19 protein-coding genes are annotated in these 23,313 nt (G+C 45.7%); 10 read left to right on the forward strand and 9 right to left on the reverse strand.

Annotation, left to right across the window (positions count from 1 at the left end; all coding sequences use genetic code 11):
* Positions 1–69: 69 nt before the first annotated feature.
* A complete protein-coding gene (locus tag AAA946_RS07445) occupies positions 70–246 on the forward strand; it encodes a hypothetical protein (protein WP_338164289.1) in 177 nt (58 codons plus the stop codon).
* Positions 233–2,443, forward strand: coding sequence for a hypothetical protein (locus tag AAA946_RS07450; protein WP_338164290.1), 2,211 nt, complete (start codon positions 233–235; stop codon positions 2,441–2,443). Before AAA946_RS07445 ends, AAA946_RS07450 begins: the two co-directional genes overlap by 14 nt.
* A gap of 32 nt (positions 2,444–2,475) precedes the next feature.
* On the opposite strand, the gene AAA946_RS07455 is transcribed toward AAA946_RS07450, so the two are convergent.
* Positions 2,476–3,096 carry a LysE family translocator gene (locus AAA946_RS07455; RefSeq protein ID WP_338164291.1) on the reverse strand — a complete coding sequence of 207 codons (621 nt, stop codon included), beginning with the start codon at positions 3,094–3,096 and terminating at the stop codon, positions 2,476–2,478.
* A gap of 282 nt (positions 3,097–3,378) precedes the next feature.
* Between AAA946_RS07455 and AAA946_RS07460 the strand changes: the two genes are divergently transcribed.
* Positions 3,379–4,461 carry a TRAP transporter substrate-binding protein gene (locus tag AAA946_RS07460; protein WP_338164292.1) on the forward strand — a complete coding sequence of 361 codons (1,083 nt, stop codon included), beginning with the start codon at positions 3,379–3,381 and terminating at the stop codon, positions 4,459–4,461.
* A gap of 63 nt (positions 4,462–4,524) precedes the next feature.
* Here the strand turns inward: AAA946_RS07460 and AAA946_RS07465 are convergent, their stop codons facing one another.
* Positions 4,525–5,064 carry a DUF3124 domain-containing protein gene (locus AAA946_RS07465; protein WP_338164293.1) on the reverse strand — a complete coding sequence of 180 codons (540 nt, stop codon included), beginning with the start codon at positions 5,062–5,064 and terminating at the stop codon, positions 4,525–4,527.
* A 309-nt stretch (positions 5,065–5,373) separates the two neighbouring features.
* Here AAA946_RS07465 and AAA946_RS07470 point away from each other — a divergent pair, with 309 nt between their 5' ends.
* Positions 5,374–7,485: a methyl-accepting chemotaxis protein gene (locus tag AAA946_RS07470; protein WP_338164294.1), complete on the forward strand. Its 2,112-nt coding sequence runs from the start codon at positions 5,374–5,376 to the stop codon at positions 7,483–7,485.
* Between the two features lie 60 nt (positions 7,486–7,545).
* Here AAA946_RS07470 and AAA946_RS07475 read toward each other — a convergent pair whose 3' ends face one another.
* The 6 genes from AAA946_RS07475 to AAA946_RS07500 all read right to left on the reverse strand — a co-directional run bounded on the left by AAA946_RS07475 (position 7,546) and on the right by AAA946_RS07500 (position 15,965).
* Positions 7,546–9,597 carry a GGDEF domain-containing protein gene (locus AAA946_RS07475; RefSeq protein ID WP_338164295.1) on the reverse strand — a complete coding sequence of 684 codons (2,052 nt, stop codon included), beginning with the start codon at positions 9,595–9,597 and terminating at the stop codon, positions 7,546–7,548.
* Between the two features lie 224 nt (positions 9,598–9,821).
* Entirely contained in the window at positions 9,822–11,030 is a 1,209-nt protein-coding gene (emrD, locus tag AAA946_RS07480) for a multidrug efflux MFS transporter EmrD (protein ID WP_338164296.1), read from the reverse strand.
* 539 nt (positions 11,031–11,569) lie between these two features.
* Positions 11,570–11,866 (reverse strand): ribosome hibernation-promoting factor, HPF/YfiA family, encoded by a 297-nt coding sequence (gene hpf / locus AAA946_RS07485; RefSeq protein ID WP_338164297.1) that lies wholly within the window; start codon positions 11,864–11,866, stop codon positions 11,570–11,572.
* A 94-nt stretch (positions 11,867–11,960) separates the two neighbouring features.
* Positions 11,961–13,241 carry an MATE family efflux transporter gene (locus AAA946_RS07490; protein WP_338165793.1) on the reverse strand — a complete coding sequence of 427 codons (1,281 nt, stop codon included), beginning with the start codon at positions 13,239–13,241 and terminating at the stop codon, positions 11,961–11,963.
* 175 nt (positions 13,242–13,416) lie between these two features.
* Complete coding sequence (locus AAA946_RS07495; RefSeq protein WP_338164298.1) at positions 13,417–15,330, reverse strand: monovalent cation:proton antiporter-2 (CPA2) family protein; 1,914 nt, start codon at positions 15,328–15,330, stop codon at positions 13,417–13,419.
* Positions 15,327–15,965: an NAD(P)H-dependent oxidoreductase gene (locus AAA946_RS07500; protein WP_338164299.1), complete on the reverse strand. Its 639-nt coding sequence runs from the start codon at positions 15,963–15,965 to the stop codon at positions 15,327–15,329. The genes AAA946_RS07495 and AAA946_RS07500 overlap by 4 nt, the downstream gene beginning before the upstream one ends.
* 150 nt (positions 15,966–16,115) lie before the next feature.
* Here AAA946_RS07500 and AAA946_RS07505 point away from each other — a divergent pair, with 150 nt between their 5' ends.
* The 6 genes from AAA946_RS07505 to ihfA all read left to right on the forward strand — a co-directional run bounded on the left by AAA946_RS07505 (position 16,116) and on the right by ihfA (position 22,192).
* Positions 16,116–16,589, forward strand: coding sequence for a GNAT family N-acetyltransferase (locus AAA946_RS07505; protein ID WP_338164300.1), 474 nt, complete (start codon positions 16,116–16,118; stop codon positions 16,587–16,589).
* Positions 16,589–17,053, forward strand: a complete 465-nt coding sequence (locus AAA946_RS07510) for a GNAT family N-acetyltransferase (protein WP_338164301.1) — start codon at positions 16,589–16,591, stop codon at positions 17,051–17,053. Before AAA946_RS07505 ends, AAA946_RS07510 begins: the two co-directional genes overlap by 1 nt.
* Before the next feature lie 97 nt (positions 17,054–17,150).
* The gene (locus AAA946_RS07515; protein WP_338165794.1) at positions 17,151–17,849 is read left to right on the forward strand and encodes a class I SAM-dependent DNA methyltransferase; all 699 of its coding nucleotides are present in this window, start codon (positions 17,151–17,153) and stop codon (positions 17,847–17,849) included.
* A 192-nt stretch (positions 17,850–18,041) separates the two neighbouring features.
* Entirely contained in the window at positions 18,042–19,025 is a 984-nt protein-coding gene (gene pheS / locus AAA946_RS07520) for a phenylalanine--tRNA ligase subunit alpha (RefSeq protein WP_112461716.1), read from the forward strand.
* 18 nt (positions 19,026–19,043) lie between these two features.
* Positions 19,044–21,431: a phenylalanine--tRNA ligase subunit beta gene (gene pheT, locus AAA946_RS07525; RefSeq protein ID WP_338164302.1), complete on the forward strand. Its 2,388-nt coding sequence runs from the start codon at positions 19,044–19,046 to the stop codon at positions 21,429–21,431.
* 467 nt (positions 21,432–21,898) lie between these two features.
* The gene (ihfA, locus tag AAA946_RS07530; RefSeq protein WP_006074250.1) at positions 21,899–22,192 is read left to right on the forward strand and encodes an integration host factor subunit alpha; all 294 of its coding nucleotides are present in this window, start codon (positions 21,899–21,901) and stop codon (positions 22,190–22,192) included.
* Positions 22,193–22,312: 120 nt separating this feature from the next.
* Here ihfA and AAA946_RS07535 read toward each other — a convergent pair whose 3' ends face one another.
* Entirely contained in the window at positions 22,313–23,089 is a 777-nt protein-coding gene (locus tag AAA946_RS07535; protein ID WP_338164303.1) for a RelA/SpoT domain-containing protein, read from the reverse strand.
* Positions 23,090–23,313: the final 224 nt, after the last annotated feature.

Here is a 23,313-nt window from a genome sequence, read left to right on the forward strand (position 1 = left end):
CAATAACCACGTTATAAGTAAGGTTAGTTGGCGCGAATTACTTTCGTTATTAAATGACAAGGAGGAGATATGATTCGACTTCATATCCAAGCAGTAATCGCTACCTTAGCTCTAGGACTACTCTTCGGTTGTAATGGAAGTGGTGGAGATTCGAGCTCAGGTGATCAACCGCAAACTCAAACCATTCCTACCTCTCAGCTTTCGCTGCCTGAACAATTGGAGGTAGTGACTAATGAAAATGACTAAATTAATTCCTCTTGTGTTGGCCATGGCGCCTCTTACTACACATGCTGCTTATGATGATGCGGACACAGACTATACGCTTGCAGAGCAACGCACCCATGTATGGAATGAAGCGTTAGAGCCTATTGAGTTGGTCAACAGCATTCTCTGTTTTACTGCGCAGTTCAATAGTGTGGAATTTGCTAATCAAGGACCATATTTGGTTCTGGCGGATGAATCCATTTGTTTTGATGACGATAAATCCGGTGATAGCGGTCAATCATCAGGTGCCAGCAATCAAACGCAACTGATGAAAGCAGTAAGTACTGTAGAACGAGAATCCGATGCGGATCCATTAGTTGTTAGCGTTTGGCTACCTGAAATGGGACAAGACGAACAAGGGGAGCAAGCTATCAAGTTTAAAGCGACGATTCGTGATGGAGCCACCGACACTAACCCATTCGGTGACTTTACCTTCAACTTTGACTTCTTTGATAATTTTGAGCAAAACAATCAATCAGGGGGAGGAGAGGTGAAGACTATCTCCAATCTTGACGGACAAATTGGATTTACTTTGTTTGAACAAGGCAGTCATGGCGGCAGCGAAAACTATAAACAATGTGCCAGTGTGGTCATGTCTGAAGATCGAACTAGCGGCGTAGCATTGACGGGCATGGAATATTCAGGCGCGCATGGGTCTGGAGGTCGAACGTTTGCTCTTGCGTTTAACGAGAGCCGAGTGTTAGTACAGAATACTGACGGTGACTTTGATGATCTGCCCTATAAGTCAGGTGATCATTCCACTGGAACTCAGTGTTTAAGCCGAACTGAGCTCACCGCCCATGTTCATCGATATGACTTATTTGATGCATCTTCGGGGGCAGCGATTGAGCTCAATAGTGGTTTCCCAATCCGCTATGATTCCAACGATGACGGTAGCAACGACAGTTATGGTTTCGTTGGTTATTGGGGGCTTTGGACCGAGAGTGGTGAACAGTTTAGTAATGGTGACACTGTTGTCAGGGAGAATGATGAACAGCAAGAGTCATTAACGATAGTGACGGCTCCCGGACGGCTGATTAAAAATACGGTCAACGCGTTAGCGCTGACTGAGTTAAGTGGGATTGATTTTCACTATTGGGATGATGCGATTTACCAAGATAGTGAGTTTGATCAGTGGGTAGTGAATTATAACAACCAGCAGTTCGTTAAAGTAGGCAAACTCAAATGGGGGGATGATGGTCCCACTGTTAGCCAGTTAGACACACCGATTGTAATCACGCTCAGCGACCACGACAGCCTTTACATGTACTCCGAGCAGCTTGGTGGCGAGGTTAAGTATTTGAGTGGAGAAGATAGCATTACTTACTATCAACAAACCTTCATTGATGGGTCACAAAGCGGTGATGCAGCGCTTCCTAACAATGGAACGATAACACTGACCTGCTACGACAATTGTCCGATCGGTACAATCGATGCCGAGCATGTTGCTCAGTATTGGGGGGAAAACAGTCCTTTCGAAACAGAGCATGGTAGCGCTTATGAATTCACTTTTTCGATTAATGGTGAAAATGCGCTGACATTGGTCAGCGTAACCAGTGGCGAAGCGGTTCGGTTTGACTCATCGGTTACTTCATCGACGTTAGAGTCTAGTCCTCACCACTGGGGACTTAGAACGGGCCCTATGGTCTTATCGACGGAGTCCATTTCCAATCCATGGGAGATTTACGATCCTAGCGTTGTGCAAGAGTTTTATGTATGGGAAACCGGAATCAATGAATGGAATCGATTAACGACCGTGCGAGATGAGTCTGGGGATATTGTCAGTTTCGATCGTCCGATTCAGTTTAGCTATGTACACACCAGCAATAATGACCGTAGCGGTGATGCTGGTGACTATGAAAACCAAACCTTCATGATCAACTATGGGGGCAATGGTGATCTTTGGGGACTTCCAAGCATTAGAAATGGTGAAAATGACCACTATCGTGCGGCATTTTCAATCCGTGACGGTGTAGCAATGGGAGGCAGCAATCAATATGTGATTAAAGCACGTGAAATTGAAGAGTTGATGAAGCCATTAGCCAGCTCTGAGTGCAGCAGCTTGACGCTCCAAGACCCAGCGGTCGCAGTGCCAACGTCAGTAACGGGGAGTGCAGACATTGGTTCTATGCCAGTAGTGACAGGCGATCCCGCAGTCATTGCAGGGGTTACCCAATAAAGCAAACGGGCTCCATATTGGAGCCCGCTTTTTTATCCTAGAAATAGCCAAACACCAACGCCACACATCAGTGTGCCTGCGATGCGGTTCATGGTTCGCACGTTGTTCGCATTACCTAAGGTGCGCTTGAGACCTTTACCACCTGTTGCATAGATGGTCATACAGACAAATTCACTGACCAATATGATAGCCAGCATCATTGAAACTTGGCCAACCATCGGTTTTGATTGATCAATAAAAGGGGGAAGTAGTGAAATCATGAACGCCCAGCCTTTAGGATTGGCGATGGCAGTGACAAAACCCTGAACGACAAGATCCCAATCGTTATGGCGTGACGTTTGCTCAACCTCGGATGTAATGGCGAGTTTGCCGCGTGAGCGCCACATCTGAACACCGAGATAAAATAGGTAAGTTGCCCCTATCGCTTTAAAAACGGTGAACACTTCCGGGTATTTCAACATCACCGCAGCGATCCCCAAAATGGCTGCGAGTGCAACTACCGCAACGCCAAGAAGCTCACCGACCATCATCCACAATGTGCGTCGATAACCTATGCTCATGCCCATAGTGAGGGCCAGTGTCATGCACATTCCGGGTGTAATAGAAACGAAGAAAAAGGTAGGGATGAAAATTGACAGTGTCGCCCAGTCCATAATGATACTTTTTAGAATATTGAACAATTTGGCTATTAATAACAGAGATTTCGTGACAGAACTATCACTTTGTTAAACAGAATGGAATATTTTTACTGATGGTTAGGATGGAGTTAAATAAAGGTCATATGCGTCGAGAAGGATAAAATAGGGTGCTTTGGTTAATTTTTAGACACATTGGCCGCTCGTTGATAGGTTGATGAAATGGTAACACTTTGACATACAAACTCTTTACATCCATTGTTGGTGAGCTATCCAATCACGTACATAGGAATCTAAGAAATGGAATTACAAAAAACCATTCGTCGAATCAGTACCCTCATCGTCGCTACCCTGACAACGATTGTCGCAGCTCATGTTCAAGCTGACGACAAAGTCTACCGACTTAAACTCGCTGAAACTTGGGGACCGAACACGCCCATTTTAGGCGATGCGAGTAAGAATATGGCCAAGCTCGCCAAAGAAATGTCCAATGGTCGTTTGATTATTCGCATTGATTCGGCCAACAAACACAAAGCACCACTGGGTGTTTTTGATATGGTGAAATCGGGTCAGTACGACCTCGGGCATTCAAGCTCGTATTATTGGAAAGGGAAGGTCCCCAACACTCTCTATTTCTCATCGATGCCCTTCGGCATGACGACCATGGAGCAGTATTCATGGTTTTATCATGGTGGTGGTCTAGAGCTGATGCAGCAAGTTTACTCACCGCACAATCTGTTGTCATTTCCAGGCGGTAACTCCGACATTCAGATGGGCGGTTGGTTTAAAAAAGAGATCAATACCATTGAAGATCTGAAAGGGTTAAAGATGCGTATTCCAGGCTTCGCGGGTGAAGTGTTAGCCCAAGTAGGGGCTAAACCAACCAACATAGCACCAGGGGAACTGTATACGTCCCTTGAACGTGGCACTATCGACGCTTTGGAATGGGTGGGACCCGCTTTTGACTTACGTATGGGCTTTCAGAAAATTGCGCCTTATTACTACACCGCGTGGCATGAGCCGGGCTCGGAAACCCAATTCTTAGTGAACAAAAAAGTGTGGCAGGAGTTGCCGGACGATCTAAAAACGATTCTAGAAACCTCATTCCGTGTCGCTGCGTTTGATATGTATACTCAAGCATTACATGAAAATGCGAATAGCTGGTCGAAAATGAGCTCGGAATACCCAGATATTAAAGTACGCAGCTTCCCACCAGAGGTCATTAACGCTTTAAAACAGGCTAATGGTGAACTTCTGAAGCAGCAAGCTTCCGAGGATGAACTCGCAAAACAAATTCTAGACTCACAAGCATCCTACTTAACCAAAATGCGTGAGTGGACTAATATCTCATTGCAAGCGTACCTGAACGAGCAAACACATTAATTTTTGGTTATCTAGTAGATAAAATAACAGCCCATTTCGAACTTCGGAATGGGCTGTGTCGGTTTAGTGCATCGCTCGGCTGGTGAAAGAGATGTCTTTACCGTGACCGGAGCCTATCATCACTGCTTCGAAGATTGGTTGCGATGCATCCGCTGGGTTTGACCAATTGACGATAAAGTTTGCACCAACCCCACCACTCACTTCGCGTTTTTCCACCAGATATTCAGAACTAGACAGTGGTTCTAGCACATAGCCTTTTTCTAGAAACTGCCTAACCAGATTTCCATCTGTATCGAAATAATCAATGCTATGGATATGAATACTTTGATTTGGGTCGGTATTTCTCACCACCAATGTTGTCTCGAGTAATACCGCTTTTCCGCCATCGGTATAGATATGGGAGTACGCCGGCACGTAACTGCTGAGCTCCGCATCGCTATTGGCAGCTAAAGTTGTGCGTTCGACATGCCGCGCTTGGTGACTAAGTTTCTCTTCGATGGTATCGACAGATTTAATCAGTGAACCAAGGTAAACGGCTAAACCGACAGCAAGGACAGTAGAGAGAGTGGAAACAATTTGGCTGGCTTTGCGATTTTCAGTCATGTGGTCTCCTAATGGGGCATTGAGAGGGCGCCTACATTGTACTATTTCCATCCTTTCTATTGTTATTCGTAAGCAAGATCAGAGCGTTACATCAGCCTATTTTCTGTTAGCAGTTGTGAATTGCTCTAGGTTGGGGCGCATCCCTACTTTGGTGCTCGTATTGCACGGCTTTGGTGCTCTGTGATGTTCGTTTGTGGTTTAGAGTCGTGTTTATTCCTTCAATCCCGTGATTTATGAGGCTTTAAACCTTACGAGATGTGGGTATATAAATTGCTTTATTATCAACAAACTAGATTCAAAGGACTGGACATGAATTTAACAACAACTGAAAAACGCTGGCTGCCATGGTTTGGAACAACAGGGAAAATAGCAATGGGGCTTGCTTGCTTTGCCAATCGCTCTCGTGTTGGAGAGCTTGAGCAAACGTTTGAGAGTATCGCACACACACGCGTCAAGCTTTTAGAAACTTGGACGCTCAATCAGTGGCAATTTCTTGAAGATGCCGCATTTTACCTTTCTTCGAAAACATCCGAAGAACAGGAAGAGGCGTTAAACTTATTGCTTAGACGCAGCAAAGATTTTTCTGAGCTATTTTTGGTCGATAACCATGGTACGGTGAGTCACTCAAGTTATCGAGGTCACAACGGACAGAAAGTGACGCTATCAAAGGCGTTGGAACGTGGCAGAGCCCAGCCATTTTTACACGGCCCGTATGTAGACCCAAGAACCTTAGATGTTGGACCATCATCGTCAAAGTTTCATGACGCAGTGACATTGATGTTTTATCAACCCCTTGATTGCAATCAACCTGATTCCCCTGTGCTATGTGGACGAGTGCCTAACGATGTGCTGGGGGATCTAATTCAACGTGAAGCGGGGCATATTTATAGCGAGTCAGGGGATAACTACTTGTTTATGGTGGAGTCAAATTTCGAACCATCGATTGCTCAAGGTGTAGCCTTGTCGCGTTCACGATTTGAGGACAACACGTTTTCTCATGGCGAAAACCTAAAGCAAGGTGTTCAAACGGACTGGGGCACGGTGAAAATTCGTCATCACACCGAATTTGAGGTGGTGTTCAACGATCCTGCAACCAATCAGCTGCACCCCGGAGTACGTGAGACCATAAGAAATGGCAGTAATGTTTATGTCGATTATCCGGGCTACTCTGACTACCGGCATATACCTGTCATCGGTAAAGGGGTCACGTTCCAATTGCCTGGCTCTATTGATAAATGGGGCATGATGTGTGAATCCGATCTTGAGGAAGTGCATCGACATCGCTCACTTGTCGGTCGCTTAACTCGTCGTTTCATGACCTCGGCAATGTTAGTGACTTTACTGCCTGTTGCTCTTCAGCATTTCTTCAGCTGGGATCCCTACGCGAGTGCTGGTGCGTCCTTTTTATCTGCTTGTGGATTAACGCTATTGTTTCGTTCTCGCACGGCAAAACCTTTATCGCGAAGCTTAGAGCAAATGACTGGTGTGATGAAAGTACTGGCGGAAGGGGATGGAAATCTTAAACAGCGCTTGGATGCGTCAAAGTTTAAAGCCGATGAAACTGGGGATCTGGGGCGCTGGACCAATAGCTTCATCGATAATCTAGAAACTGTGGTATCAGAATTAGTGTTTGCAAGTCGCGAAGTCAACAACGTCTCAGAGTCTATGTTTCGTTGCAGTCAGCGTTTATCTAAGTCGAGTGAAGATACCTCTGAGTCAATCTCACAGCTTATCGATCTCTCGGACAAGCAGGTCGGGGGAATTCGTTCTGCAAATGACAATGCCAGAGAAATGCATGGGCTAATGACAGAATCGGTAGAGCGTGCTCATCAAGAATATGAAACTGCTCGTAACAGTGCAGAGAATATTAAAGGTATCGTTCAATCTTCTTCAGCCAGCGTGAATGATGTTAATAATGAAATGGAAAAGATCAGTGACATCGTCACATTGATTACTGACATTACGGCTCAAACTAATCTTTTAGCACTCAATGCAGCGATAGAAGCGGCGCGAGCAGGAGAGCATGGTAGAGGATTTTCCGTGGTGGCAGATGAAGTAAGAACCTTAGCGGATCGAACTGCTACTGCAGCAAAAGATATTGGAGATTTAATGGAACAGCTCAGACAGCAGTCTGAAAAGGCGGTGAATACCATGCGGGCTGGGATCGAAAATGTCGAAAGTAATGCCTATTTGGCAGATACGTCAAAGCAAAATGAGCAGTTGCAGCAATCGGTGAACTCGTTGTTTGATGCCATCACGGGGCTTGCTGATATGAGTAATACCAACTCAAAGACAGCGGAGCTCGCCGCGGAGTCTACCACTTCGCTACAGTACCAATCCAAACAGCTGGCGCGCCGAACATCGCTAATGCAGAACTCAATATCTAGGCTTGATCAGCTCGTGGGCAGATTTGAAGTTTAGAGTCAAAAGAAAAGGAGGCAATTTCGCCTCCTTTTTGGTTTTGTGTGAGCATCTAAGCCTTTAAGCCGCGTTGTGGGCACGGTTTGCTTTGATTAATTCGGCCAGTTTGACTTTGTCGACGACGACACTGCGGAGATCTTTGTTTCGTTTGGCTTCATACATAGCAAAGTCGGTGTAGATGAGTAGCTGTTTGATACTGAGCTCACTGCTATCTGGCAAGAAAACTCCAACTGCTGCGTGAAGTTGAAGCACTTTGTCTTGTTCACGTAGCTTGAACTCAAAACTCTCAAGCTTTGGCAGCAGCTCGGACAATTGGTTTTTACTTAGTGGTGTGATAGCCACAAATTCATCACCGCCGATACGATAACTGGTGCCTTTAACGGTTTGTCGCAGGAGTTTGGCGTAGCAGCGTAATACCTGATCGCCGACAGTATGTCCGTATGTGTCATTGATTTGCTTGAATCCATTAAGGTCAATATAGATAAGACCATTGTCTTTACCCAAAGACTGTTTACGAATTCGGTTCAAGGCGTAGCGGTTTTTAAGTTTTGTCAGCGCGTCATGATTGGCTCTGTGGTTTGTGAGATAACCGAACGAGATAGTCACCAGTATGAATAAGCCAAGCAGTACATTGATGATATTCAAGCGCTTCTTATCCAAATCTTTTTTGTTTAACTCTCTCCAGTTTGCTGGTGGCTGATACTTTTGGTGAACGGCTTCGGTATCGACAAAATCTAAGGTTCGATTAAACAGCCTAGCCAATGTCTCACCTCTTTCTGTTTTCGGAAAACCAAAGCTCAGACGAGATTGATAAAATGGCTTAAAGTAATGATCTTCGGTAATTTCAGATAACACTTGCTCGTAGAGCAAGGTATTAAGTGTCACACGATTGGTCACCGCGTAATCAATTTTGTTGCCGATTAAGCCGCGAACTAGCGCCTCGGTATCTTTGAAATATACCAGTTCCTTGTTAGGGAGTAATCGTCTGGTGATAGTGGCGAACACATCATTTTCCACAACCCCAACACGTTCAGCAAAAAGCTCAGAAATATGTCGATATACCTCTTCCTTAAAGCCAACCCGTTTGGCGATAACGCCATCTATGGACGCAAATGGTCGACTGAAAATCATATGTTTTTTGCGATGTCTGAGGTCGGCAATAGGTGTCATCACTTCGTATTCAGCAAGCATCAGCTTTTGCAAAGACTCAGCCCACGGTTTGTTGGGCTCGTAGACGAATTTGCATTGCAGTGAGCTTAAGCGGCAGATTTCCTCAGTGAGTTCAACGGCGACACCTTGTACTTCGCCGTTTTGAGTTTGGAAAACATAGGGTTTTCTGTGGTTGAGGTGAATTTCGATAGGGGCGCTCAGGTTAAGGCCTGAGGACTCTATATCGTTTTTTAGTTGCTTAATGGCAATGTTAGTGATGTAGCTTTCGATATAGCTGCGTATCTGCTTTTGAACTGATTCTTGAGAAACGATACGGCTGAATTTTGCCAGCAAAGGCGCATTCTCAGGTTTGTTTGTAATGATAGATACGGGCGGTATCGAAACTTTGTCATTAATCAGCGTGGCTTTAAAACCAGCATTTAGAAACCACTCGAGTTGCAAAAACGTACCGATATAGCCTTCGATATCACCGCTATGAATACTTTCAAACGCGACGTCGTTATTGTTAAAGCTCAATACTCGTTTTTCGGGATAGTAGCGTTGAATAATATCATTGAATGCTGTCCCCATTGTTGTACCCACGACAGATAGCTGGTCAAAGCTTTCTCCGTATTTCGTAAATAAATAAGTAGGCTCGATATTAATTGGCGCTGAGAAAATAAAACGTTGGGAGCGTGCTTTAGTGAAGGTGACATTGGCAACAAAGTCGAGCTTACCTTGCTCTACCGCGGCCAATCGCTGACTAAAGTCAGGTACGTCAACATACTCGAAGTGAAAATTAGACTGTTTTTCTATGGTCGAAAAAATAAACCTCGCTAAGAAGTCTCGCTCATGGGCAGAGACAAGAAAGGTTTTATTTTCCGTGCTGGCGGCATGTGCACTTTGAAAGGCATTTATGACGACTAGAGCAGTGGAGATAACAATGACAACAAGGTGATGCATACAGCGAACTCTCAACTCCAGTGACTCCTTCCTTGGTATTTTTGGGTAGAGGCGAGCCACCATTCTAGCCGCTGTATGCCATATTGCAATGTTAACCAGTTGAAAACAAAATAGCCGTCGAGAAATGGTATGGAATCGCAATAATATGTCGAGTTGAGTGTTTTTTGAGAAGCAAAAAGGCGACATGAGCGCCGCCTTGTGAGGTTATTCTGTCAACGAATGGGTCAGACCATAACAGCATCATTACTGTTGTCGTGACCTCTGTCTCGGTTAGCGATATGGAGGCCAAACATTGCTAATAGCGCCATGATCAGCATGATAACACCAAGAGGTAACTGACTGGTGGCTGGTATGACTGATGCGCTCAGTGTTGCGAGTCCGGCTCCCAAGTTTTGCATGCCACCCAGCACGGCACCACCTGTTCCCGCATGATTAGGAAAGGGTGTTAACGCGCCAGTGGTCGCAGCCGGGAACAGCACTCCCGCCCCTAAGAAATAGACGGTAGAGCCGAAGGTCAATGTCCATGCATCGGTAGCGCCTTGAAGTCCCGGTAATAAAACTACAATGGAGCCGAGGACGATCGCTGCCAGCCCAAATTTGAAAGCTGTTGACGTGCCATAGCGTTTCGCCAGCATGGATGAGAAGCCAGCGCCAAGCAAGTAGCCTGGGATTGGCATCACAAACAGGATACTGACTGTCAGCGCGGACAACTTCAGAACGCCACCAAATAAGACCCCGGCAGCCGCTTCAAATACCGCGACACCAGCGAAGGTGGCGACTAGACAAATAACGTAGCCTTGAAAGCGGCGATCGGACAAAACAAAGCGATAATTTTCCATGGCCGAACTTTTGCTTCGGCGATCTTCGGGCAGTGTCTCCATGAGTTTAGATGCCATAACAATGACCACGGCAACCGCAAATAAGGTTAAGAACAAATAACTTGAGCGCCAACCTAGAGTTTCGGTAAATACGCCACCTAGCACCGGTGCTAGCAGTGGTGAAAAAATGACACACATACTAATGATGCTATTTGCTCTGTGCAGTTCTTCTCCTGAAAAACAGTCACGGGATAAGGTTCGCGACATTGCGCCGCCACTACCAATACCGGCACCCTGAATGAAGCTACCTAGCAGAAATAGCTCGAACGAATGAGCAAACAAACTGATGACTGCACCAATGAGGTAGATAGCCAATCCAACAAGAATAATTGGCTTACGACCTAGCTTATCGGATAGTGGACCATAGACAAATTGCGATAAGCCATAAGGAATTAAATAGCAGGCCATGACGGCTTGTAGCATCGCTGGATCAACTCGAAATTCTTGTGCCATTTGCCCAATGGATGGGACATACATGGTTTGTGTCATTTGACCAACTGCGGTCAGAATAGCGATCAAAAAGGTCAGCTTTGCTAATGGAAATTTGGATAACATTTCTCAAATATCTCGTAAACATTAGGGAGTGATGAAACCTGCCTAGGGTTTGCCCTGTCAGTATTAGGGCGCAGATATTAGTGTCAGATAGAGTTTTATTCAATAAAAAAGTGTGATGTTAGTCACTACAAATATTTGCACAATGCATTACTAAAAGTAATGCGATAAATGGTGCTTTACAGACAAGTATGCTCAGCACTTTGCGACCCAAAGGTAGGTCTTTTTAATGAGCCAGAAGCTGGCTTTAGATAGGGACTTGATGACTGAGTATGTAAATTGAAAAGTCACGCTGAGCAGTTCAAAAGCACCCATAAATAGTTTGTAACTGTCTGTATGTTGTAGTTCACGATAGGTCATAGGTTATTTTCCTCATATAGGCAACACCGAAAAGTGCGCGTATGCTAGCTGATGGAAAATTAATCAATTACCATTTTGCGCCACTTGATAAAAATGCCTTACATTCGGACCTAAAAAAGCCGACGAAGCGTCGGCTATGGAATACTTGGTGGGCTGTAAACAGCGCCATAACATTCATTGTCCTAGCTATGAACACCAGTTTTCAGTTGTCCTTTGCGGTTACGTAAACCGGTTTCCAGTTTCTTTAAAGATGCTGCAATTGCGGGGTACATGATGTCATGGGAGGCTTTGGCGGACACTCGAACGCCTTCGTAATTAGTAAACACTTCGACCTCGTGCTGGCCGTGCTCTTTTCTGATGATGATGTCGCTGCTAATGAGCTGCGGGAAGTGTGAAGCAATTTTATCGAATTTACTTTCGATTTCTTGACGTGACTCGTCGCCGATAGAAACGTGATGGGTCTGAATGTTTATTTTCATTAATTGCACCTCTCCTTTCACTACGTATTTTAAACCTAGCAAAGGAGAGGGCGTTTGACAAAGCCGTTACCGTTACCTGTTTGGGTGCAAGGTGTTACTTATTTAATGTTTTCTCTAGCTGTTTAACCGAGTAACTGTATGTAAACCATGCACTTAGCCCAGCTAGAACATTCCCTATTAGCGCGCCATAAAAGAGCCCTTGTATTCCCCCAAACTGTGCACCGAGCCACAAACAAGGCAAGAAAAACGCGAATAATCGTAGGGTGGAAATGGTCAGCGCCGTTTTTGCTTTACCAAGCGCATTTGAGATGGACACCATGAGCATACACACGCCAAGTGGCCCTAAACTGAATGGCACCAAAACCAGATGGTAAGTTAAGATTTGAGACACATTATTCTCACTGGTCATCAGTGAAGAGAGTTGTGGGGCAAAAAGCCAAGTAACAATAGCAACTAAAAGCTGAAACCCGAGAATATAACCAACGGCGATATTGACCAGCTTCTTAATATCTTGGAGATTTTTAGCACCAAGTAACTTGCCTACCATAGGCGGCATTGACATGGTGAGGGCAAGGACGGTCACAATAGCAAAAAACTCATAACGTGAGCCGAGTGCCCACGCAGCGACGGCGGCGGTGCCGAAGGTCGCGAGTAATTTTGTAGCCAGCATTGACGATAAAGGTGGCAGAAGCTGGCTGACCATTGCTGGCGCCATGATGTTCCAAATAGAGCGCAGACTTTCGCCAATATGGATGTTAGACCAATAAAATGATGCCCAATTTTTTGACACGACTTTAGGCGCTACAACGGTAATACCTATGCTAAAGGCCACAACGGTGGCGATAGCCGCACCATTAATGCCCAAATCAAACGTAAAAATGAACAAAGGATCCAGCGCTAAGTTGATGAGGCTAGTGACGACCATCATCATGCCAGGCAATACCGTGTTGCCATTGGCGCGGCAAACACTGTAATAAAAATAGAGTACCGCCCCAACCCAAGAGCTTAGTAACCAATAGGGCCAATAGCTATCAATAACTGGGTAGACGGAGTCCGGTGCACTTAACAATGCGAGGATAGGGTGGCGAACAAGCCAAATCAGCAAACCGATAATGGCAACAGCCACACTGCCAAATATCAGTATTAAGCCGCCTAATTGTTTTGCATACTCAGCTTGGTTGGCACCGAGAGCGCGAGAAATGATCGCTGTGGTGGCGATCCCAAGGCCCACTTGAATACCGATAATGACCATTTGCATTGGTAACGTGAAACCTTGTGCTGCCAAAGGTAACACACCGAGTTGGCCTATAAATGCACTGTCGACCAATTGAAAGCTCATCAGTGATAGCACACCCAGCACCATAGGTAGTGTCATGTTAAACAGTTGTTTGGCTAGCTGTTTTGATTCTTTATCCACGTTGTTCTCTTTGTTGTATTAAGCTTGTTGCCAGAGGAGAGGGTTAGAAATAGCAAAGACGGGCGATGCGCCCGTCCTTTTGTCGCTATGAGTTGCTGAATTCTGCGCCAAAAAGGCTCACTCACTCGTAATGTTATTCGTCGAACTTATCTGCATAGCCCTTGGGCGGTGGTGTCCAGCCACGCTCACGAGAATGTTTATCGTTGCGATCGATTTTCATCGCGTCTTTGATAAGGCTTTCCAACTCGATGAAAAGATCTCGGTAATTATTGTCGAAGCGCTCACCCTCAGCACCGCCTTTCCAGCCATCATAGAGCTTGTCTGACTGTTTATCTTCTATCACTTTATATGTGGTTTTCTGTTGTTCCACAAAGAAAGGATGGAACCCTAAACAGTTCATCGTTTTGGCGCCAAGTTCAAGAGCGGAGTGGTAGGTCTCGGACTCAATATAGTCAGCCCCAGCTTGTCTGAGTTGATAGCCGTGCCCACGGTCAAACGCTCTGGCGAGAATTTTTACGTGAGGGTACGTATGTTTAACGTATTTTACAAGCTCGATACTGGCTTCTTGATTGTCGATAGCAACGACGAGCAGTTTCACCTCTTCAATGCCTGCGGTATGTAAAATGTCGGGTTTGGCCGCATCACCAAAAAAAGCTTTAGTGCCAATCTGACGCATATTATCAACTTGATCTGCTCGCACATCCAAGGCAACGGTACGCACATCGTTGGCAACAAGCAGTCGGTTTACAATTTGTCCAAAGCGGCCCATACCGGCAATTAGTACGCTACCGCGTTCGTCAACGGTGTCTGCTTCTCGATCGTTACTTTGCTTCTCGTAGCGGGGAAGGATGACCTTATCAAATAGGATAAATAGCCCTGGCGTTAGGAACATGGACAATGCCACAACCAAAGAAAGCGTTTGAGCAATGTCGTTCGGCAGAACATGGTTTTGTACCGAGAAACTTAATAGTACAAAACCAAACTCACCAGCCTGAGCCAAGCTCAAGGTGAACAGCCAGCGGGCGCTATTTCGGATTTTGAATATCATGGCTAACACGTAGAGTACAGACGCTTTGAGCAACATGACGCCAAGGGTGAGGCCAATGATAACAAAGAAATCATTGAACAAAATACCAAAGTTGATACCAGCGCCAACAGTGATAAAGAAAAGCCCTAGCAACAGACCTTTGAACGGATCAATGTTAGATTCAAGTTCGTGTCTGAACTCACTGTTTGCCAGTACGACGCCCGCCAGAAATGTCCCAAGTGCAGGAGAAAGACCGACTAAACTCATAAGGGCAGCAATACCAATAACCAACATTAGTGCGGTGGCGGTAAAGATTTCACGTAGCCCTGATGAGGCGACAAAACGAAACAGTGGGCGGCTCAAAAAGTGTCCGCCAATCACAACCACAGCGATGGATGCTGTGATGACAAGACCGTATGCCCATCCGGGTAAACCTGCTACCAAACTGAGTTGTTCGTGATGTTCTGCGGCTTGATCGACGGCGTTTTGTGCTTGTTCAACCAATTCAGGAATGGCCAGAAGGGGAATGAAAGCGAGCATTGGAATAACGGCAATATCTTGAAATAGCAAGACAGAGAATGAGCTTTGACCCCCCTCGGTTTTCGCTAACCCCTTTTCATGGAATGTTTGCAGTACGATAGCGGTCGAAGACAAGGCAAAAATGAGGCCTATGGTTAGGGCAATGCTCCAGGTTTGGCCCAATAGTAGGGCAATTGCCATAACCGCAGCTGCCGTGCCGCCAACCTGAATCCCGCCAAGCCCTACAAGCTTATGTCGCATACCCCAGAGCATTTTTGGCTCCAGTTCAAGGCCGACTAGAAATAGCATCATGACCACACCGAACTCAGCAAAGTGCTGTATCGCCGTGGTTTCCTCGCCAACTAGCCCGATAATGGGACCGATGACGACCCCGGCAATCAAGTAGCCGAGGACTGAGCCTAGACCCAATCGCTTGGCTATTGGTACAGCGATGACAGCGGCGATGAGATAAACAAAAGCCTGCAAAAAATACTCGGTCATGACGCGCCCTCATCAGATTTAGTGGTTTGTTCTTGTGGCCAGTAGTGATTGAGCTTTTCCATTGGCATAGCGCGATGTATGTCGAAATCTCCCGCGACCAACAGAGTGAGTAGCTCGCGCCAACGCTCCCTATGATCGGGTATTCTGCGTTCTTCTTGTGCTGTACGAGACCCAAACAGGCAAAATGGCGGTAAATAGGTCATTCCTGTTAAGGTTGCGGTTTGTTCGAGCGGTTGAAGTAATTCTCGGATAGTAAAATGGTTGTAACCATCGGTTTGATATGCGTCTGCTTTACCTCCAGCAGAAATGGCACACAAGAACGTTTTCCCGTGTAACGCGGTGCCTTCTTGCCCATATGCAAACCCGTATTCAAGGACTAAATCTTGCCACTCTTTTAGAATCGATGGCGTCGAATACCAATAGAGTGGGAACTGAAAAATAATCACGTCATGGTCGATAAGGCGCTGTTGCTCTTTATCGATATTGATGTTGTAGGTAGGGTACTCGTAATAGAGATCTACTGCAGTAACCCCTTTCACTGAAGCTGCGTCTCGGAACATGGGAGCGTTGACCTCAGAGCGGCGTTGGGAAGGGTGAGCGTAAAGCACAAGAACTTTTTTGTTGTTTTCGGGCATAATAGCTTCCGCTTGACGTTATCTATGAGTCTTAATATCTAGTACACAACAAGCTATATTTCAATTGGTTACCATATAGTGACCACACAGACGCTAGTGACATGTTGATGCTGCAGTGTGTCGATATACACCATCCACTAGGGGGTTCTTTTGACTAAGATATTTATTAGACCAGCGATAAACAATGATGCTAGGTCGCTACATGCTCTCTATCAGAAAACAATTCGCACTGTAAACTGCAAAGATTACAATGAGATACAGATTGATGGATGGGCGCCGTTAGATATGAAAACTGAGGTGTTTGAGCGTTATATCGTTTCGAAACAGCCTTTGGTGGCCACAGATGGCGAAAGTATCTTAGGTTATAGTGACCTCCAACCCGATGGCCTCATCGATCACTTCTATTGTCATTATCAAGCGCAGGGGCAAGGTGTCGGACGTGCGTTAATGAACGCCATCCATCTTAAAGCGAGCGAGTTGGGGATATCTAAGCTTTACTCATTTGTTAGTGTCACTGCGAAACCGTTTTATCTTCATTTCGGTTTTCATGTCGTAAGGGAAAATGAAGCGAATATTCGTGGTGTGTTGTTACAAAACTATTTGATGGAAAAAGAACTCCGTTGATGATTGAAAATATGTTTGAAGTTAAAGCATTGAAGCAAGATGAGTTACCGTTGGACATATTGCTGATTGCCGACCCTGAAGAAGCCGCTATCAATGTCTATCGTCAGCGTTGTCAGGCTTATGCGGCCTTTTTACAAGATAAGATTGTTGCGGCGCTGTTAGTGGAAGTTGATAACAGCCGTCAGACCGCAGAGCTGTTTAATATCGCCGTTTACAGTGAATATCAAGGCAGGGGGTTTGGTGGCGTGCTGTTAGATGAGACCCTGAAAATGCTCGCTGAAACTGGGATCAAGCAAGTTGAACTTGGTACGGGCACGTTTGGTTATCAGCTATCTTTCTATCAAAAACATGGCTTTCGAGTCGACAGTATTGTGAAAGATTTCTTTCTCGATAACTATGATGAGCCAATCTTTGAACAAGGTATTCAACATAAGGATATGCTTCGTCTGGTGTGGCGCCGTTAAGTTTGAGTAATATCGTATTTGAGTCATTGACGGTCCAGAGTGTGCGGGGTAGATTGCTCACGATTACCGCCATTGATAGAAGTGAAACTAGGAGCCTCTGATGGGTGAGATGTACACCAAGCATGCGGACAAGTATGCCGAAGCGATTGAAAACAACGCCTATAATGCACTGTACGAGCGTCCCTCTACACTTGCGCTTGTTGGAGAAGTGAGTAATAAACGTGTGCTGGATTTGGGCTGTGGCCCTGGTATTTATGCGGAACTCTTCACTAAGCAAGGCGCGACTGTCACAGCGATTGATTTATCAGAAGAAATGGTAGAGTTGACCCAACGTCGTATTGGTGACGCTGTCACAAGTTACTCGCAAGACTTGACCGAAGGATTGCCCAACGAAAATGCTAATCAGTATGATGTCGTTGTTTGTCCGCTGATGATTCACTACTTAGAAGATTTGGTGCCGTTTTTTAAAGAAGTTCAACGTGTCTTGAAAATGGGGGGGATCTTTGTGTTTTCTACCCACCACCCGATCATCGACTTTGAAGATGATGCCTTTAATAACTACTTTGATGTAGAACGTATTACTGAGCACTGGGATACCGTCGGTGAGCCAGTGGAAGTCTCGTTCTTTAGACGCTCATTGACCAACTTATTTGATAGCTTATCTGAAGCTGGTTTCGTTTTGGACAAGTTTTCCGAAGGTAAGCCAGCGCCCGAGATGAAAGTGGTGGCTCCTGAGACATTTGAGCGATTATCTCGTCGTCCTAATTTCATTTTCATCCGAGCTCAAGCCAAATAATCGCCTCTAGAAAATCGCGATTACTCATCGTTTCCTGCTAGTTTTTCATCAAAAGGGCAAAAAACGTGTTTTTTTTGCCCAATAACCCGTTCAATTTACAAATCAATTTGGCATTAGCGGCGGGTTTTATTAGTATGTACAGCTATCAAAAAACACCCTTATGGATACTACCGGACGGTAGACGAGGAAACGATGCAACATCTAGAAGAGATCATTGCTAACGCGGGCACAGCGATTGACGCTGCAGACTCGCTAGTCGCACTTGACGAAGTGCGTGTTCAGTATCTAGGTAAGAAAGGTGAGCTAACCGCTCAACTTCAAAGCCTAGGTAAACTACCACCAGAAGAACGCCGCAGTGCTGGTCAAGAGATCAACAAAGCTAAAGGCGTGGTTCAGCAAGCTATCGCAGCACGCAAAGATGCACTACAACGTGCAGAGCTTGAAGCGAAACTAGCGGCAGAAACTATCGACGTAACCCTACCAGGTCGTCGTATCGAGAACGGCGGTCTGCACCCAGTTACTCGTACTGTTGAGCGTATTGAAAAGTTCTTTGGTGAGTTAGGCTTTAGCACTGAGTCTGGTCCTGAAATTGAAGATGCATTCCACAACTTTGATGCACTGAACATTGCAGAAGATCACCCAGCTCGTACTGACCACGACACCTTCTTCTTCAATCCAGATCTGATGCTACGTACACACACGTCTGGCGTACAGATCCGTACGATGGAAAATGGCAAACCACCATTCCGCTTCATCGCACCGGGCCGTGTTTACCGTAACGACTACGACCAAACACACACGCCAATGTTCCACCAAGTGGAAGGCATGCTGGTTGACGAAAATGTTAACTTCGCACAGCTGAAAGGTATCCTGCACGATTTCCTAACCAACTTCTTCGAAGAAGATCTTGAAGTTCGTTACCGTCCGTCATACTTCCCATTCACTGAACCTTCAATGGAAGTGGACGTTAAGCGTAAAGATGGTAAATGGCTAGAAATCCTGGGCTGTGGCATGGTGCACCCAAATGTACTTCGCAGCGTAGGCATTGACCCTGAAAAATACTCTGGTTTTGCATTCGGCATCGGTATCGAGCGTCTAGCGATGCTTCGCTACGGTGTAAATGACCTACGTTCGTTCTTCGAGAACGACCTACGTTTCCTAAAACAGTTCAAGTAATCCAGAGGGTTCATCACAATGAAATTCAGCGAATCATGGCTTCGTGAGTGGGTAAACCCTTCAGTTTCTACTGACGAGCTTACGCACCAAATTACAATGGCTGGTCTAGAGGTGGACGACGTACTGCCTGTAGCTGGCTCTTTCACTGGCGTTAAAGTAGGTAAAGTGGTTGAGTGCGGTCAGCACCCAGACGCAGACAAACTACGCGTAACTAAAGTTGATGTTGGCGCAGAAGAACTGCTAGACATCGTTTGTGGCGCACCTAACTGCCGTGAAGGTCTGAAAGTAGCAGTAGCAACAGTTGGTGCTGTTCTTCCGGGCGATTTCAAAATCAAGAAAGCAAAACTACGCGGTCAACCTTCACACGGTATGCTGTGCTCATTCACTGAGCTAGGCATCGATGTTGAATCTGACGGCATCATGGAATTGGCTGAAGATGCAGCGATCGGTACTGATTTCCGCGACTTCCTAGGTCTTGATGACGTGACTGTTGACGTTGACCTAACAGCAAACCGCGCTGACTGTTTCAGCATCCGTGGTCTTGCTCGTGAAGTTGGCGTTCTAAACCGTGCTGACGTAACAGCACCAGCAGTTAACCCTGTTGAAGCATCTATTGCTGATGTAGCTTCTATTGAAGTTAAAGCAACTGAAGCGTGTCCTCGTTACCTAGGTCGTATCGTTAAGAATGTGAACGTTCAAGCTGAAACACCACTATGGATGCAAGAGAAACTGCGTCGTTGTGGTATTCGCTCAATCGATCCTGTTGTAGACATCACTAACTATGTGCTTCTTGAGCAAGGTCAGCCAATGCACGCGTTCGATCTTGCTAAGATTGAAGGCGGCATCGTTGTTCGTATGGCAGAGCAGGGCGAGAAACTGACTCTTCTAGACGGTAACGAAGCGGAGCTAAATGCCGATACACTGGTTGTAGCAGACCACAATAAAGCACTAGCAATCGCTGGTATCTTTGGCGGTGAAGAGTCTGGTGTAACAACTGAGACGAAAGACGTGCTTCTAGAGTGTGCGTTCTTCGCACCTGACCACATTCGTGGTCGCGCTCGTAGCTACGGTCTACATACGGATTCTTCAATGCGTTTTGAGCGTGGTGTTGACTACGCACTACAAGCAAGCGCAATGGAGCGTGCGACAGAGCTTCTTGTTGAAATCTGTGGTGGTGAAGTAGCACCGGTAGTGACAGTAGAATCTGACGCTGATCTTCCTAAGCCAAACACTGTTGAACTACGTCGCACTAAGCTAGATTCACTTCTTGGTCACCACATCGCTGACGCTGAAGTAGTCGAGATTCTAGAGCGTCTTGGTCTGACAGTAGAGACTACAGATACAGGTTGGACTGGTGTAGCGCCAACATGGCGTTTTGACATCGCAATCGAACAAGACCTAATTGAAGAAGTGGGTCGTATCTACGGTTACGATAACATTCCAAATCAACACCCTGCTGCAACACTTAAGATGCACAACCACGTTGAAGCGAACCTTCCGCTTAAACGTGTACGCGATCTTCTTGTTGACCGTGGTTACCATGAGGCGATCACTTACAGCTTCGTTGAGCCAGAGCAGCAGAAACTCGTAGTACCAGGTGTTGAGCCACTGATTCTGCCTTTCCCAATCTCTGCGGAAATGTCAGCAATGCGTCTTGGTCTTATCCAGGGCCTTCTAAATACCGTTGTTCACAACCAGAAGCGTCAGCAACCACGTGTTCGCCTGTTCGAATACGGTCTGCGTTTCATCCCTTGCGAAAATGCTGAGAACGGTATGCGCCAAGAGCCTATGCTTGCAGGTGTGATTGCTGGTACTCGTAGCGAAGAGCATTGGGATATTGAAACTAACACAGTTGACTTCTTTGACCTTAAAGGCGACCTAGAAGCGATTCTAGAACTGTCTGCAAACGAGAAAGCGTACTCATTTGCTGCAGCGAAACACCCAGCACTTCATCCAGGTCAATCTGCAGCAATCATTGTTGATGGCAAAGAGGTGGGGGTAATTGGTACCGTTCACCCAGAGCTTGAGCGCAAGTTCGGTCTAAACGGTCGTACTATCGTATTCGAAGTTGAATGGTCTGCGATCAACACGAAAGTGATCCCAGAAGCGGCAGGACTTTCTAAGTTCCCTGCAAACCGTCGTGACATCGCTGTTGTTGTTGATGAAGCGGTCGCTTCTGGCGACATCGTTGCAGCTTGCTTAGAGCAAGGTGGCGAGTTCCTAAAAGACGCGAAATTGTTTGACGTTTACGTAGGTAAGGGCGTTGAGGAAGGCAAGAAGAGTCTAGCGATTGCTTTGACTCTACAGTCTCTAGAGCGCACGCTTGAAGATGCTGATATCGCAGGTGCGGTAGACGCCATTGTTGCTCATATTTCTGAGAAATTTGGTGCAGCATTGCGTGACTAAGCACGATTAACGCAATTAAGCATAATGCCTGAAAAAGCGAGTTACTGAAAAGTAACTCGCTTTTTTTATGCCGGGTTAATATCGAGTGGAATAAACCTGTTTCATATTGGAAATATGGTGCAACTCGCTGTTTTTACACAATAAATTACGTGTTGAAGGCATCAAGGTCACTATTTTTAAAATTGTTTATAGCTTTATTATTGTTTGTGTAATTGTGCTTGTCTGGTTGTTTATTCTGCCTGGTTGATTTTGTGTAAGCAAAGTCTCTATATTATGCTGTTAATCCGATAACTTGCTAAAACTTAAAGCAAAATCCTGACATAGTTCTGAAATAAAAAAGTTGGCGAAAATCAGAAGGTTGGCTTACACTTTTCAAAGTTGGCCTGTTATGTTGTTGATTGGTCGAACTAAATCTTTAGCGTTATCACTGCGATAACAAGGTATGAATTAGCTTTGAGGGGAGTTTTATGGCGCTCACAAAAGCCGATCTGGCTGAGAACCTATTTGAGAAACTCGGATTCAGTAAAAGGGATGCCAAGGAAACGGTAGAAGTGTTTTTCGAAGAAATTAGAAAATCACTTGAAAGTGGCGAACAGGTAAAGCTGTCGGGTTTTGGTAATTTTGACTTGCGTGACAAGAATGAACGTCCAGGTCGAAATCCCAAGACTGGTGAAGACATTCCCATTTCCGCTCGACGCGTAGTGACATTCCGTCCGGGTCAGAAACTGAAGGCTCGAGTCGAAAATATCAAAGTAGATTAATGTCCTACTGTTAAACAAAAAGACCACCTAGTGTGGTCTTTTTGTGGTTTAGGGGCTAGGTATTTAGAGGGAATATCGAGCGCCAAGCCATTGCTCTGAGTGCGCTCAATAAAGAGCGGACTAAGCCGCTCGAATGTTAGTGGTAATGTATGGCTGCCAAGCGTTTTGATACAGCTCCATTGACTGGCGTCGTAGGCTGGCAATTTGCGCGGTTTCAAATTCATTTAGGGCGCGGTTTTCAGCGGCAGCTCTGCGCTCAATTCCTTGAACGATTTCATACAAATCGTGCTCAGGTCCGCTCTTCACATCAGCGATGTCTTTTAGGTGAAGCTGCACTTCAGCGATAATTCCAGTCTTGGGTAGCTTAACCAAAATGTTGAGGTCACGGTATCCAGAGGCTGCTGGGCTTTTAAAGCGGTTTTTAACCCTAACTACCTGAGCTTCACGGCTAAGCGCTTCATACGCGCCTACTAAGCTCTCAACGTCTTGAGCGACGATAGTGCCTCGAGCCAGATCTGTGATTTGATTAACTTGGCCGTTGAGTTCAGTGTCAATCTTCACTTTGGCTCGTTCAGCAGATTTTACGCCTGCAAAGTACGCGTCGGTGTCAGTCAGTAGGGCGGTGGTTTTACAAAGCGCTTCTAGCTCATGCTGAGCTTGGTGGGCTTTGCTGTACAAGATGTCAAAATCGTTATGGGGTTGGAAGGCAGCGCCCTGAACAGCATCAATGCCGTACAAGCCACTAAGACTGTGTTTGAATACAGATGGACAAACTTCGTTTTGCTCTTGCTTTCCTTTTGTTGAGGTGGAATCGGATTGATTAAGCGTTGCCGCAAATGCAGGTGCGCGGCTGAGTACCAATAGCATTAGTGCTGCAGTACGAAGAAACGTGCTCATTCTCTCTCCTAGTTACGTTACAAAAACGGGTACAAAAAAGGCGTAAACGCGCAGGAGTGTCGCTAACAATAATATGGGGATTCGTAGAAAAAACCCAACACAAACTGTGTAACAGAGTTTGTAAACTGTGATGCTTATCGCGCAATAAAATCTACGCGAATGGGTGTGACATTTTGTCTGCACTCTGTAAACTCTACGTTAACCATTATCCACAGCGAATATGA

The sequence above is a fragment of the Vibrio sp. 10N genome, assembly GCF_036245475.1.
Lineage (GTDB): Bacteria > Pseudomonadota > Gammaproteobacteria > Enterobacterales > Vibrionaceae > Vibrio.

Bases quoted from the DNA above. Each gene is read 5' to 3' on its own strand.
- AAA946_RS07465 (WP_338164293.1), bottom strand. From the start codon at position 5,064: ATGACTGAAAATCGCAAAGCCAGCCAAATTGTTTCCACTCTCTCTACT.
- AAA946_RS07535 (WP_338164303.1), bottom strand. From the start codon at position 23,089: ATGAGCACGTTTCTTCGTACTGCAGCACTAATGCTATTGGTACTCAGC.
- ihfA (WP_006074250.1), top strand. From the start codon at position 21,899: ATGGCGCTCACAAAAGCCGATCTGGCTGAGAACCTATTTGAGAAACTC.
- AAA946_RS07495 (WP_338164298.1), bottom strand. From the start codon at position 15,330: ATGACCGAGTATTTTTTGCAGGCTTTTGTTTATCTCATCGCCGCTGTC.
- AAA946_RS07500 (WP_338164299.1), bottom strand. From the start codon at position 15,965: ATGCCCGAAAACAACAAAAAAGTTCTTGTGCTTTACGCTCACCCTTCC.
- AAA946_RS07460 (WP_338164292.1), top strand. From the start codon at position 3,379: ATGGAATTACAAAAAACCATTCGTCGAATCAGTACCCTCATCGTCGCT.
- AAA946_RS07445 (WP_338164289.1), top strand. From the start codon at position 70: ATGATTCGACTTCATATCCAAGCAGTAATCGCTACCTTAGCTCTAGGA.
- AAA946_RS07475 (WP_338164295.1), bottom strand. From the start codon at position 9,597: ATGCATCACCTTGTTGTCATTGTTATCTCCACTGCTCTAGTCGTCATA.
- AAA946_RS07455 (WP_338164291.1), bottom strand. From the start codon at position 3,096: ATGGACTGGGCGACACTGTCAATTTTCATCCCTACCTTTTTCTTCGTT.
- AAA946_RS07470 (WP_338164294.1), top strand. From the start codon at position 5,374: ATGAATTTAACAACAACTGAAAAACGCTGGCTGCCATGGTTTGGAACA.
- AAA946_RS07490 (WP_338165793.1), bottom strand. From the start codon at position 13,241: ATGACACTACCTATGGTGCTGGGTGTGCTATCACTGATGAGCTTTCAA.
- pheS (WP_112461716.1), top strand. From the start codon at position 18,042: ATGCAACATCTAGAAGAGATCATTGCTAACGCGGGCACAGCGATTGAC.
- AAA946_RS07510 (WP_338164301.1), top strand. From the start codon at position 16,589: ATGATTGAAAATATGTTTGAAGTTAAAGCATTGAAGCAAGATGAGTTA.
- pheT (WP_338164302.1), top strand. From the start codon at position 19,044: ATGAAATTCAGCGAATCATGGCTTCGTGAGTGGGTAAACCCTTCAGTT.
- emrD (WP_338164296.1), bottom strand. From the start codon at position 11,030: ATGTTATCCAAATTTCCATTAGCAAAGCTGACCTTTTTGATCGCTATT.
- AAA946_RS07450 (WP_338164290.1), top strand. From the start codon at position 233: ATGAAAATGACTAAATTAATTCCTCTTGTGTTGGCCATGGCGCCTCTT.
- hpf (WP_338164297.1), bottom strand. From the start codon at position 11,866: ATGAAAATAAACATTCAGACCCATCACGTTTCTATCGGCGACGAGTCA.